Raw genomic sequence first — 11,968 nt, 5'->3', positions numbered from 1 at the left:
GAAAACTTTCGACGTGCAACATTCATAGAGAACACCCTCCCGCAGAATCCCACGATCCCGCTAATCAAGGTGTCCACGAAAACAGGTTAACCCCAGGCTACAAGCGTATTAGCGAATTGGGAACATCACCACTCATACTGCATGGTTTGGGAGAGCACCGTCCTCGGCGGATCTTGCCATCCCGCAGCGGGTTCCCCAGCGGAACGCCCTATGCCGACGCTAGCCCTCTTACTATTGGGGTATGCCCAATTCACTTCCTGCTTCTGCGCTACCCCTGTCGGAGATCGAGCAGTCTCTCATCGGCCTGGCACGCGAGACAATCAATGCAACCACTGATGCCGGACCTGGGGAAGATGGAGTGCACACAATGGGCGCTGCGGTTCGAGCAAAAGACGGACGGACCTTTTCAGGCGTGAATCTGTACCACTTTACCGGAGGTCCCTGCGCTGAGCTCGTCGCGCTCGGAGCAGCGCGCGCCGCAGGTGCGGCTGAATTAACTCACATTGTGGCCGTTGGAAATCATGACCGAGGCGTGAAAAGCCCGTGCGGTCGGGATCGGCAGATTCTTGTTGATTACTACCCAGGAATCCGCGTAATCCTCGATACTCCACATGGACTTGTGAGCGTTATTGCCAGCGACCTCTTGCCGTTCAGCTACGACGACCTAGCCGAGCAAGTCTGACTTAGGACGTCCGGTAGACGTTCCCGCTGCGGGCATAGGATGCGCTGTGCAAACGTCTTCGGAAATTCTGTGCAGAGCACTTCTGAAAAACAGACGCGTGAAAATGACGCCTGAAATCTGCGCACTCGACTCCTGAAAATGACAGCTGCACTGCCCCGTGCCAAGACAGCGCTCCCTTAGTTGCGCAGCTTCTCCTGGCCCGCGGCGGGACGGGTCAGAAAGCTGTCAAACACCTTTTGCGTCTCCCGCTGCCCGCTGAAAGTTGTCACCCGCCCAAACGTCCGTCCGGCAGAAGTGCGTATGATCATTCCCGCAGTGTCCATGGGAGATTTTTTCGCGGTGGAGGCTGACGTACTGGCTTTGGCCGGCTTTGCCATTTTGGCTCCTTTCCTTAGTGTGCAGTGTAGACGGTGTCCCTGACATTCAGCTGGCCCGCTGGTGCAGAAAAAGCCCCAGCGCCCAGCTCTGGACGAACAGCACCGGGAACCAGACAAGCTCCTTCACCGGTGAAACCAGCGGGAAGGCTGCAGCTGCAGCCATCATAAACAAGGCCACGACCGAGAGCAGCAGCATTCGGCGGTACGGGCGCATGATCCACGCTATGACTTCATGCTCCGGGCTTCTACTGAACCATGAGAGCAGCAGCGCCGGACCAGTCAGCAGCAGGGACACAGCGGCGGAGGCCGGGCCGGAATCGCCGGCGGTGAATGCCCCCGGCATGAGCGAGGACAGCCAGGCAAGCACCGACATGACAAAGACCGTGACGGCGCTGAATCCTGCCACCTGGTACTGCCCCTGCTTGGCCGGCGACAGCGTCAATCCGGCCACCGCCGAGGCCATGCGCTCATGGGGCGTGCAGGCAACATGGGCCAGGACCTGGGGCCGGTGCGGAGCGTCCACCACCCGGGAAGACAACTCACCATTGGAATCCAGCTCCAGTATTTCCAGTTCCGTGTACACCAGGCCGGGCGGCACCTGGACTTCAAGATGATAGCTCCGGGCGAATCCATAGTCCGGGATCTCCCACGCCAATTGCTGGGATGCCGCATCAAGGCGCTCCGGCGCGGCATCATCCCTGGAGTACTTGATGACACACCGTGTGCCGGCAAGACTGGCATCAATTTCAATCAGCAGCAGAAATGTTGCGGCAAACTGGCTGGCGAATTCCTGGAAAAAATCAAGGCGCTGCTCAAACCCGGATCCCTTGGACCGGGGGTCCAAGGAGGCCACGCTCCCTGCCAGCCAGCGGGTGAACTCCAACTTGGCCTCTTCTTCGCCTCCAGCCGTCGCCCGCACCATGTTCGTCAGGACTTCACTGCACTGGGAAGCACCGGCGATTTCAGGGCCCAGCAGGGACTCGGCCATCATCAACAGCATTGCCACGGCATAGTCGCCGTTGTCCGCCGCCCCCAGAATGGACAATGACGTGGACCCGGCGCCGGAGGTGTCAACATTTTTAAGCGCACCCTTGCGCAGGGAACCCAGGGGCACCACCATGCGATTTTTGCTGCCGGGAATGCTGAATTCCGCAGGAACGGTGAGGTCGTGGGAAATGTGCCAGCGGGACCGCCCGTTCTCTCCCATCCGGAGGGCTTCAACCCGCCGGTGCACCCACTGCGGGGAGTTCAGGATCAGCCATGCCAGGCAGACCCCGGCACTGGCACCGGCGGGAACCTTGGAAGCAATCTCCGTCTCTGACATGAAAGAAGTCTACGAGCCATGGGTCGCTGCGGGCAGGAGGCCGGCGCGTCCATCCAGCAGTTGCCGCCGGCAGCGCGGGGATCAGCTAAAGAGCGGGTTCCTGGGCTCGTTCCGCTTCACAAACTGCCAGCCAAACCACAGCACCAGGGCAAGGATTGGAATGGCGCACAGCGTCCACAGCCCCAACAGGTACACGCCGCCGTCGGGCTTCGCCAACGTGTCAAAGCCAATGAGCACTGTAATGACAGCCAGTGAAATCAAGCCGAGCCAGCTGGTCCAGGGCGAGCCGGGCATGGGCAGTGTGGACACCAGCCCCTTTTTCCTGCGCAACATGATCTGGCAGGCAAATATGGCGGACCAGGTGAAGATCACCCCAATGGAGGCCGTGTTCAGGGCAAGGTCAAAGGCGTAGGAACCACCGAGCCAAATGTTTGCCAGCACACCCGCCACGTACACCCCGGCAATGCTCAAAATGGCGGCGTAGGGCACATGCCGGGAAGACATTTTGGTCAGCCAGCCCGGCGCATGCCCATTGTTGGCCATGGAGCGGAAAATGCGTCCAATGGAGTACAGCCCGGAGTTGCAGGAGGAAAGCGCTGCGGCAATGACCACAAAGTTCATCGCCGATCCCACCCAGTCAAGGCCCATGGCCGCAAACACCGTGACAAACGGGCTCTCCCCGGCCTTGTAGTTCTCCGAGGGCATGAGCATGGCCAACAGTGACACCGAGCCCACGTAAAACACCAGGATCCGCAGCACCACGGCGCGGATCGCCTTGGGCACCTCGCGTTCGGGATTTTTCATCTCCCCGGCCGTGATGCCCACCAGCTCAATGGCGTTGTAGGCAAAGATCACTGCATTCAGGGCCAGGATCATGACCAGGCCACCTTGGGGAAACATGCCACCGGCACCGTTGACAAGGTTGCCCACACTGGCCTGGGTGCCGCCCACCTGGGCATTCACCACCACCAGCACGGTGCCCACCACAAGGAAGACCACAAGTGCGCCGACCTTCAGGCACGCAGCCCAGAATTCAAACTCCGCGAAGGCCTTGACGCTGAGCAAATTCACCGCCACCAGGAGGACAAGTGCGCACAATGCGCTGAGCCACACGGGCACCCCGGGGAAAAAATATTGGAAGTACAGGCCAATGGCAATGAGTTCGGCAATGCCCGTCATGGCCCAGTTGATGAAATACATCCATCCGGAAAGGTAGGCGCCTTTTTTCCCAAACAGTTCACCGGCGTAGGAAACAAAGGAACCCGAAGTTTGCCGGTACATGATCAACTCGCCCAGGGCCCGCATGAGCAGGTAGGCAATGACGCCGGCAATCAGGTAGGAAAAGACCAGGGCAGGCCCGGTGCTGGCAAGCCTCCCGCCGGCGCCCATGAAGAGCCCCACACCAATGGCCCCACCCATGGCGATCATGGTGACATGCCGCCGCGACAGGGTTTGTTGATAACCCTCCACCGAGACGTTGTGGGCGCGTGGCGCTTGTGCTACGTCGGTGACGTGGTGCGACATGAAAAAGAATCCTCTGCTTGGCGGAACCCTTTGGCGCCCGTATTTGGCGGATTCATGAAACGCGACGGGGCAAAGGCCTTGATGATTCTACTCCTGCCGGCTGCTCCCGGGCCCGCAGGCCGTTCCTTCCTGGTTCACCGGGTGCGCTCACTTTCACCGGCGCGCGTCGCGGAACAGCAGCGCCGCCTGCACCCTGTTTTCCAATTCCAGCTTGGCTAGAATGCGCGACACATGGGTCTTGACGGTGGCCGTGCTCATAAACAAATGCCGCGCTATTGCCTCGTTGGCCATTCCCTGCGCCACGGCATGGAGCACCTCCGCTTCGCGGGCGGTCAAAAGCTCCAATTTGGTGACGGCATTGTTGGATTTGGCGGCCGTGGCCCGCTCCCGGGTCCGGTCAATGAGCCGTTTGGTCACCGTGGGCGCCAACATTCCTTCCCCGGCAGCCACTGCCCGGATGGCGTCCAGGAGCCGCTGTGGATCCGTGTCCTTCAACAGGAAACCGGCCGCTCCAGCCTCCAGGGCCGCGAAGACGTGGTCATCGAGGTCAAAAGTGGTGAGCACCAGCACCTGCGGGGCGTTGGGCAGGGCCCGCAGCTGCGCCGTGGCGCTGATGCCGTCCCCGCCCGGCATGCGCACGTCCATGAGCACCACCTCGCAGCGGAACCGCTGCGCACTTTTGACAGCTTCCGGCCCATTGGCGGCCTCGGCCACCACCTGCAGGTCGCTTTGGGTGCTGATGATTTTGACCAGGGCTGAGCGCACCAGGGTTTCATCCTCCGCCACAATGATCCGGATGGGTGCACTCATGCCCGGACCTGGCCGTTTACGGGGATGCGTGCGCTCAGCTCAAAGCCGGCCGGGCCGGGCCCGTGCTCCAGTGCACCGCCGAGCAAGCCGAGCCGTTCGGCCAGGCCGGCAAGGCCCAGGCCTGAACCGGGGACGGCAGGCCCGGCCGTGCCGGGGCTGTTGCTGACGGCCAGGAGCAGTTCCCCATCCCTGCGGGCGAGTTTCACCCAGGCCTGCGCCTGGGGTGCATGCCTGGCCACATTGGTCAGCCCTTCCTGGATGACCCGGAAAGCGGCCCGGTTGACGGTCTCGGGAAGGTCTTCCGCCACCAGCGGTTCGGGCTCGTAGTGCACGGTGAGGCCAGCTTCGCGCCACTGCTCCACCAGGGCGGGGATTTGCTTGATCCCGCCAGGGGCGCTGAGGGCTGCCGGCGTCCCGGCTGCACCGCGGCCCACGCCGTCCGGCCAGGCCCCCTCCGGGCCCGGGCCGCGGGTGCCGTCCTCATGCAGGACGCCTAAAACATCACGCAGTTCCCGCAATGCCGCGTGCGCCGTTTCCCGGATCCCCCGGGCAGCCGTTGACGTCTCGGTGTCCGGGGCAGCAAGCTGCAGGGCCGAGGCCTGCAATGCTACCAAGGACATGCGGTGGGCCAGGGTGTCGTGCATTTCCCGGGCAATGCGCTGACGCTCAAAGAGTTGGGCACGTTCCAGATCGGCCGCCCGTGATGACTGCGCCTGTTCCGCCCGTTCACGCAGCATGGCCACATTCTCAGCCAGGGCCCGGGCACGCTGGCCCCGGTAGGCACCCCAGCCGGCCACCGCTGCAAGAAATGCCGCCATGAGCAATGCCACATCCCAGCCCAACGGCTGCATCCCCAGCAACGCCTCGGCCGCAAGGCCCAGGGCGATCACGGCCGCCACCCGTGCCCAGAGGCGTCGCCATGCCAGCAGGTACAGGGCCACAAAAAAGGCCAGGCCGCTCAAGGACAGGGCACCGAGCACGGCGGCGGCCGCCGCCACCGTTGCGGGAAAGCGATGGCGCCAGATGAGCGCAACCGCCCCCAGCGGGGCCAACAGCGGCGCCGCTGCAAAGCGAAGCAGCTCGGCCGCGGAAGGGACCGCCGGCACCGAACCGTCCTCCAGGCCAAGCCCCAGCGCCATCAGGGACAAAAGAACATCTGCCACTGCGATGGAAAGCACCAGCATGGCCGTGCGCCGGCGGCTGCTGCCTGCGGATTTTTGTGTTGTCATGTTTCGAGCCTAAATTTTCAGCCGCCTGCACCGCATCCAACTAAAGTTGTCGCTTTCACCCCCGGCATTGCCGTCCCGGGCCAAACCCGGGGGCGTCCCCCACGCCAAGCGTGCCGCCGTCGTTCATAAACGACGGCGGCACGCTTGACTGAATCTGCTGGCAGGAACTCCTAGCGGCGCACCACCGGGTTGGACAGGCGGCCGATGCCTTCAACCTCCACCTCGTAGCGGTCGCCGGCTTCAAGCAGGTCAACTCCGGCCGGGGTGCCTGTCATGATGACGTCCCCGGGAAGCAGGGTGAAGGCGTGGGAAATCAGGGAGACGAGTTCGCGGACGCTGCGCACCATTTGATTGCTGTTGCCGTCCTGGCGCAGTTCGCCATTGAGCCAGCCCTTGATGGAGAGCTCGTCGGGGTCCAGTTCGGTCTCGATCCACGGGCCCAGGGGCGCGGAGGTGTCAAAACCCTTCGCGCGCGCCCATTGGCCGTCACCGGACTGGATGTCCCGGGCCGTGAGGTCGTTGCCGCAGGTGTAACCGAAGATGACCTCGTCCACGCGCTCTTCGGGAACGTCCTTGCAGATGCGGCCAATGACCACGCACAATTCGGCCTCGTAGGAAATTTCCTCCGAAAATTCCGGCAGCACAATGGGTTCGTTGGGGCCCACCACGGAGGTGTTGGGCTTGAGGAACAGCAGGGGGCTTTCGGGGACCTCATTGCCCAGTTCGCGGGCGTGCTCGGCGAAGTTCCGCCCCACACCAATGACCTTGCTGCGGGGAATGATGGGGGCCACCAGGCGCACGTCCGCCAGCGGGTGCTTTTCGGCTGTGCGCTCCACGCCGTTGAAGAAGGGGTCGCCCTTGATGACAGTGATTATTTCACTGCCGGACTCCCCCTCCACCACGCCGTACATCGGGTCATTGTCTACTACAAAACGGGCTATACGCATGTGCCTTAGTGTATCGGCAACGCCCCACAGTTCGGGAAGTTCATGACGCGCCCTGCGCTTTGGCCCACACCCTGGGCCAGGGCCACCAGGGACGTCAACCAGCCATGTGGGTCCGGGACCGCACCAACCCCGGCGCAATTGGACAAACACCCAGGACCCTCTGGCACGATCGATGGATGGAAGAACTTGAATCAGCGATCAAACCCATTCTGGCGGTTCTCGCCGCCACCGGCATTGCCCTGCTGGCAACACTTGTGCTGCGGCTGGCAGTGAATCATGTTTTCCGCAGGGTTCCGGACTTCAAGAGCCGCTCCGCGTCGGCGACGGCCCCGGTCTTTGTGGTCATGCTCTGTGTGGGGCTGCGCATTGCCATGGCCTCCACCATGTCCGGCCAGCCGTGGTTTGCTCCGGTGGACTTCATTCTGGTGGCAGGCTTCATTGCGGCATTGTGCTGGCTGGTCCTGGCCGCACTATCAGTGGCCGAGCGCATTGTGCTGCGCCAGTTCACCGGGCGCGTCACCGATGGCCGGCGCCGTCGCAGGCTTACCACGCAGGTGACCTTGGGCCGGCGCATCATTGGTGCTTTGGTGATTACCTTGGCCGTGGCCGGGTTGTTGCTGACCATCCCTGAAGTCAGGACGCTGGGGACGGGGATTTTGGCCTCGGCCGGACTCATCTCGATCGTCGCCGGCCTTGCCGTCCAGAGTTCTTTGGCGAATGTGTTCGCGGGTGTGCAGCTGGCCTTCACCGATGCCCTCAGGATTGATGATGTGGTGGTGGTGGAAGGCCTGTGGGGACGGGTGGAGGAGATCACCATGACCTATGTTGTGGTGCGGGTGTGGGACGAACGGATGCTGATCCTGCCGTCCACACACTTCACCACCACCCCGTTTGAGAACTGGACCCGCAACAGCCCCAAAATCATGGGCAGCGTGGAGCTGGACCTGGACTGGCACACACCGGTATCCGAACTGCGCACCCATCTTCACGGCCTGCTGGCTTCCACGCCGCTCTGGGACGGGCGGACCGGGAAACTGGAGGTGACGGACGCCGTGGGCGGCCTGGTCCGGATCAGGGTGGTGGTCAGCGCCACGGACAGCGGCGAGCTGTGGGACCTGCGCTGCCTGATCCGCGAATCCCTGGTGGGTTTCATCCAAACGATCCAGCCGGCCTCGCTGCCGCGCCAGCGCTGGGAAATGATGTCGGAGCCCCGAGAGCACACGCCGCAGCCGGCCGCCGCACGGTGACCTCCCGCCGTCGTGCCCTGCTGATGCAAGCATGCAAGGAGCCTCCCACGGATCCCCACCTGGGGGGCATGGGAGACTCCGGCGCGAAAAATGCTAGGCCAGGCGCGTCAACCAGCCATGCAGATCCGGGACCGCACCGGTCTGGATGCCCACCAGCTGTTCACGGATGGCTGCCGTGACCTCGCCAATGCCCTGGGCGGGCGAGGCAATGGAGCCGTCGGCGGTCTTGAGCTCGCCAATGGGGGTGATGACGGCCGCCGTGCCGCAGGCAAAAACCTCCGTGATGGCACCGGAGTCCACCCCTGAACGCCATTCGTCAATGGTGATTTTGCGTTCCTGGATGGTCATGCCGCGGTCCGCCGCCAGCTGCAGCACGGAGGAGCGGGTGATGCCATGGAGGATGTGTCCGTTGAGTTCCGGCGTGACCAGGGTGCCGTCGCCGAAGACGAAGAAGATGTTCATGCCGCCAAGCTCTTCGACAGCATTGTCATTGTGCGGATCCAGGAACAACACCTGCTTGCAGCCGTGGGCTTCGGCCTCCAATTGCGCCGCCAGGGACGCCGCATAGTTGCCGCCGCACTTGGCCTCGCCGGTGCCACCCTCGCCGGCGCGGGCATAGGTGGTGGTCAACCAGATGGACACCGGCTTCAGTTCCCCGCCAAAGTAGTTTCCGGCCGGGGAGGCAATGACCCGGTAGGAGACCTCACGGGCCGGGCGCACTCCCAGGAAGGCCTCGGTGGCAATCATGAACGGACGCAGGTACAGGGCGTCGCCGTCGCGGCTGGGCACCCATTCCCTGTCCGCTGTGACCAGTTCCCGCAGCGAATCCAGGAAGGTTTCCTCGGGCAGCTCCGGCAGGGCCAGGCGGCGGGCGGAGGCATTGAAGCGGGCCGCGTTGGCATCGGCCCGGAAGGTCCAGATGGAACCGTCGGTATGGCGGTAGGCCTTCATGCCTTCAAAGATCTCCTGCCCATAGTGCAGCACTGCCGCCGCCGGGTCCATCAAAATGGGTCCGTAGGGTTCAATGCGGGCATTGGACCAGCCGCCTGCGCCCCCGGGGTCGACCTTGTAGTCCACCACTGCCGTGTGGTCCGTGAAGTGGTCGCCAAATCCGGGGTTCGCCAGCACTGCCTCGCGCTCGGCCTGGCTCCTGGGATTTTCGTTGGGCCTGCGTGTGAAACCGAGCCCATTGGCGTGCTGTGTCATGCTTCCTCCACAATGTGATGCCCTGATGGGTGCGCTGCGGCCGGCCCGGCCCTGTTGCGTGCGCCCCCAGTGTCAATATCTTCCCCAAAGCCTACTCCCGCCTGTGCTGTGGACAGGCACGACGGCGTCAGGCGGCTGCCGCGATGGCGTCGCCAATGGCGCTGGTGGTCCGTGGCTGCTGCGGGGTTCGTGCGGCAATGTCGGCGGCCACTGCTGTTTCAATGCGCTGCGCGGCACCGTGGTGGCCCAAGTGCCTTAGCAGCAGCGCCGCTGACAGGATGGCAGCGGTGGGATCCGCCTTCTGCTGTCCGGCAATGTCAGGGGCCGAACCATGGACGGGTTCAAACATGGACGGCGCGGTGCGGTCCATGTTGATGTTGCCCGAGGCCGCCAGGCCAATGCCGCCGGTGACGGCCGCGGCGAGATCGGTGACAATGTCGCCAAAAAGGTTGTCGGTGACAATGACGTCAAAGCGGGCCGGGTCGGTGACCAGGAAGATCATGGCCGCGTCCACGTGCAGGTAATCCACCGTGACGTCAGGGAATTCCTGTGCCACGGCTTCCACGGTGCGCTTCCACAGGTGGCCGGCGTAGACCAGCACATTGTGTTTGTGCACATAGGTGAGTTTTTTGCGCGGGCGTTCGTTGGCGCGGCGGAAGCCGTCGCGGACCAGACGCTCCACCCCAAAAGCGGTGTTGACGGAAACTTCCGTGGCCACCTCGTGCGCGGTGCCCCTGCGCAGCACGCCGCCGTTGCCCACATAGGGACCTTCGGTGCCTTCGCGGACCACCACGAAGTCAATGGTGCCGGGGTTGGCCAGGGGTGAGGCGACGCCGGGGTACAGGAAGGAGGGGCGCAAATTGACGTAGTGGTCCAAACTGAAGCGCAGCTTCAGGAGCATCTCGCGCTCTATCAGGCCCGAAGGGATGGAGGTGTCCCCCGGAGCGGCACCCACGGCGCCAAAAAGGATGGCGTCATGGCCGCGCAGCGCCTCAATGGTCGCATCGGGCAGGGTTTCGCCGGTGGCCAGCCAGTGTTCGGCGCCCAAGGGGTAATCGGTGAGCTTGAGCTCCACACCCTCACCGGCGGTGACTTTTTTCAACACCTTCACGGCCTCGGCCGTGACTTCGGGACCAATGCCGTCACCGGCAATTACTGCAATGTCAATCTGTGCGCTCATTGCATCAGCCTAATCAAACCATCCACATGATGGGCAAAGCATCTCAGGATCCGAGACGCGGTGTCAGTCTTTAATCGAGGCGTAGGCGTCCAGGGCCTCCCTGCGGGTTTCCTGCAGATCCACTATGGGCTCCGGGTAGGCGCCGGTCAGCAGTTCCGGGATCCAGTGCGTGGTGTACCGTCCTTCGGCGTCGAACTTCTTGGCCTGGGTCACGGGATTGAAAATGCGGAAGTACGGCGAGGCGTCGGCACCGGAACCGGCCACCCACTGCCAGTTGGCCGGATTGGATGCGGCGTCGGCGTCCACCAGCGTGTCCCAAAACCATGCCTCCCCCAGCCGCCAGTCCAGGCGCAGGTTCTTGATCAGAAAACTGGCCACCACCATGCGCACGCGGTTGTGCATGGCGCCGCTGTGCCACAGTTCCCGCAGACCGGCGTCCACCAGCGGGATGCCGGTCCGCCCCTGCTTCCAGGCCTGCAGCTGAGCCGCCGCGTCCGGATCATTGGCCGGGTCCCGCCAGGGGAACTGGTTGAACTGGGTCCGCAGATTTGTGGTGGCCAGCTCGGGATTGTGGAACAGCTGGTGCCAGCAAAATTCCCGCCAGCCCAGTTCCGTGGCAAAGACGCCGGGGCCGTTGCTGCCGGCGAGCTCCCGCCGCCTTGGCCCCAGGGCGGCCCAGATTTGGAAGGGGCTCAGCTGGCCCCAGCGCAAATAGGGGGAAAGTCCGCTGGTGCCATTGATGGCAGGCCTGTCGCGTGCTTCGGAGTAGTCGGCCACCCGTTCGGCCAGGAAGCCTTCAAGGCGTTCATGGCCGGCGGCGGCCGTGGGGGTCCAGCTCTCCCGCAGTCCCTGGGCCCAGTCCGGGGTGTGGGGCAGCAGGCCCCAGTCCTGAAGCCCATCACCGTGCGGCAGTTCCCCGGCGAACCCATGGCCGGGATCCGGCGCGTCCAGCGGAGCACGGAAGTCGTGGGCGGACACGGTGCGCCAAAAGGGGGTGAAGACCCGGTAGGGGCCCCCTGCGCCGGTGGTGACTTTCCATGGCTCATGCAGCAGATTGGCCTGATGACTTTCGGCGTGGAGGCCATGTTCCTGGGCCCAGAGCTTCACCTCGGCATCGACTGTGCGTTCCGGACCGCCATAGCGGCGGTTCCACCGGATGGAACCGGCGCCAAGCTCGGTGGCCACGGCGGTCACCATGTCAAGACCGGCGCCCCGGCGCAAAAGCAGCGGGATGCCCAGGGCGTCCAGTTCCTGGCGCAGATCCACCAGGGCGTGGTGGAGCCACCAATGCGCGGCACCGCCCAGCGGCCTGATCCCCGCGCTGACTTCATCCAGGACATAAAGCGCCACTGCCTGCCCGTCACCGGCAGCCGCGGTGAGGGCCGGGTGGTCGGCCACGCGCAAATCATCACGAAACCAAACAAGGGACACGTTCATGCGGG

11 protein-coding genes are annotated in these 11,968 nt (G+C 63.7%); 2 read left to right on the top strand and 9 right to left on the bottom strand.

Going from position 1 to position 11,968, the window contains the following annotated elements; genetic code table 11:
* Window positions 1–241: 241 nt before the first annotated feature.
* Window positions 242–682: a cytidine deaminase gene (locus ACFUCV_RS06095; RefSeq protein WP_380813340.1), complete on the top strand. Its 441-nt coding sequence runs from the start codon at window positions 242–244 to the stop codon at window positions 680–682.
* Between the two features lie 176 nt (window positions 683–858).
* Here the strand turns inward: ACFUCV_RS06095 and ACFUCV_RS06090 are convergent, their stop codons facing one another.
* The 6 genes from ACFUCV_RS06090 to ACFUCV_RS06065 all read right to left on the bottom strand — a co-directional run bounded on the left by ACFUCV_RS06090 (window position 859) and on the right by ACFUCV_RS06065 (window position 6,893).
* On the bottom strand, window positions 859–1,059 hold the full coding sequence (locus ACFUCV_RS06090; protein WP_380813337.1) for a hypothetical protein: 201 nt from the start codon (window positions 1,057–1,059) through the stop codon (window positions 859–861).
* Between the two features lie 46 nt (window positions 1,060–1,105).
* Entirely contained in the window at window positions 1,106–2,383 is a 1,278-nt protein-coding gene (locus ACFUCV_RS06085) for a hypothetical protein (RefSeq protein ID WP_380813334.1), read from the bottom strand.
* A gap of 81 nt (window positions 2,384–2,464) precedes the next feature.
* A complete protein-coding gene (locus ACFUCV_RS06080; RefSeq protein WP_380813331.1) occupies window positions 2,465–3,907 on the bottom strand; it encodes an amino acid permease in 1,443 nt (480 codons plus the stop codon).
* Between the two features lie 153 nt (window positions 3,908–4,060).
* Window positions 4,061–4,717 (bottom strand): response regulator, encoded by a 657-nt coding sequence (locus ACFUCV_RS06075; protein ID WP_380813328.1) that lies wholly within the window; start codon window positions 4,715–4,717, stop codon window positions 4,061–4,063.
* On the bottom strand, window positions 4,714–5,946 hold the full coding sequence (locus ACFUCV_RS06070) for a sensor histidine kinase (protein ID WP_380813325.1): 1,233 nt from the start codon (window positions 5,944–5,946) through the stop codon (window positions 4,714–4,716). The genes ACFUCV_RS06075 and ACFUCV_RS06070 overlap by 4 nt, the downstream gene beginning before the upstream one ends.
* Window positions 5,947–6,116: 170 nt before the next feature.
* A complete protein-coding gene (locus ACFUCV_RS06065; RefSeq protein WP_380813322.1) occupies window positions 6,117–6,893 on the bottom strand; it encodes a fumarylacetoacetate hydrolase family protein in 777 nt (258 codons plus the stop codon).
* Window positions 6,894–7,069: 176 nt separating this feature from the next.
* Here ACFUCV_RS06065 and ACFUCV_RS06060 point away from each other — a divergent pair, with 176 nt between their 5' ends.
* Window positions 7,070–8,140 (top strand): mechanosensitive ion channel family protein, encoded by a 1,071-nt coding sequence (locus ACFUCV_RS06060; protein WP_380813320.1) that lies wholly within the window; start codon window positions 7,070–7,072, stop codon window positions 8,138–8,140.
* A 93-nt stretch (window positions 8,141–8,233) separates the two neighbouring features.
* Here ACFUCV_RS06060 and ACFUCV_RS06055 read toward each other — a convergent pair whose 3' ends face one another.
* The 3 genes from ACFUCV_RS06055 to ACFUCV_RS06045 form a co-directional block, all read right to left on the bottom strand.
* A complete protein-coding gene (locus ACFUCV_RS06055; RefSeq protein WP_380813317.1) occupies window positions 8,234–9,346 on the bottom strand; it encodes a branched-chain amino acid aminotransferase in 1,113 nt (370 codons plus the stop codon).
* A gap of 127 nt (window positions 9,347–9,473) precedes the next feature.
* Window positions 9,474–10,526 carry a 3-isopropylmalate dehydrogenase gene (locus tag ACFUCV_RS06050; protein WP_380813314.1) on the bottom strand — a complete coding sequence of 351 codons (1,053 nt, stop codon included), beginning with the start codon at window positions 10,524–10,526 and terminating at the stop codon, window positions 9,474–9,476.
* A gap of 63 nt (window positions 10,527–10,589) precedes the next feature.
* Complete coding sequence (locus tag ACFUCV_RS06045) at window positions 10,590–11,963, bottom strand: cryptochrome/photolyase family protein (protein WP_380813311.1); 1,374 nt, start codon at window positions 11,961–11,963, stop codon at window positions 10,590–10,592.
* Window positions 11,964–11,968 lie beyond the last annotated feature (5 nt).

The sequence above is a fragment of the Specibacter sp. NPDC057265 genome, from assembly GCF_042668835.1.
Taxonomy (GTDB): domain Bacteria; phylum Actinomycetota; class Actinomycetes; order Actinomycetales; family Micrococcaceae; genus Specibacter.
The sequence above is the reverse complement of the archived record's forward strand: the minus strand, read 5'-3'. Positions and strand labels throughout refer to the sequence as shown.

Bases quoted from the DNA above. Each gene is read 5' to 3' on its own strand.
- ACFUCV_RS06050 (WP_380813314.1), bottom strand. From the start codon at position 10,526: ATGAGCGCACAGATTGACATTGCAGTAATTGCCGGTGACGGCATTGGT.
- ACFUCV_RS06075 (WP_380813328.1), bottom strand. From the start codon at position 4,717: ATGAGTGCACCCATCCGGATCATTGTGGCGGAGGATGAAACCCTGGTG.
- ACFUCV_RS06095 (WP_380813340.1), top strand. From the start codon at position 242: ATGCCCAATTCACTTCCTGCTTCTGCGCTACCCCTGTCGGAGATCGAG.
- ACFUCV_RS06060 (WP_380813320.1), top strand. From the start codon at position 7,070: ATGGAAGAACTTGAATCAGCGATCAAACCCATTCTGGCGGTTCTCGCC.
- ACFUCV_RS06080 (WP_380813331.1), bottom strand. From the start codon at position 3,907: ATGTCGCACCACGTCACCGACGTAGCACAAGCGCCACGCGCCCACAAC.
- ACFUCV_RS06055 (WP_380813317.1), bottom strand. From the start codon at position 9,346: ATGACACAGCACGCCAATGGGCTCGGTTTCACACGCAGGCCCAACGAA.
- ACFUCV_RS06045 (WP_380813311.1), bottom strand. From the start codon at position 11,963: ATGAACGTGTCCCTTGTTTGGTTTCGTGATGATTTGCGCGTGGCCGAC.
- ACFUCV_RS06070 (WP_380813325.1), bottom strand. From the start codon at position 5,946: ATGACAACACAAAAATCCGCAGGCAGCAGCCGCCGGCGCACGGCCATG.
- ACFUCV_RS06065 (WP_380813322.1), bottom strand. From the start codon at position 6,893: ATGCGTATAGCCCGTTTTGTAGTAGACAATGACCCGATGTACGGCGTG.
- ACFUCV_RS06090 (WP_380813337.1), bottom strand. From the start codon at position 1,059: ATGGCAAAGCCGGCCAAAGCCAGTACGTCAGCCTCCACCGCGAAAAAA.
- ACFUCV_RS06085 (WP_380813334.1), bottom strand. From the start codon at position 2,383: ATGTCAGAGACGGAGATTGCTTCCAAGGTTCCCGCCGGTGCCAGTGCC.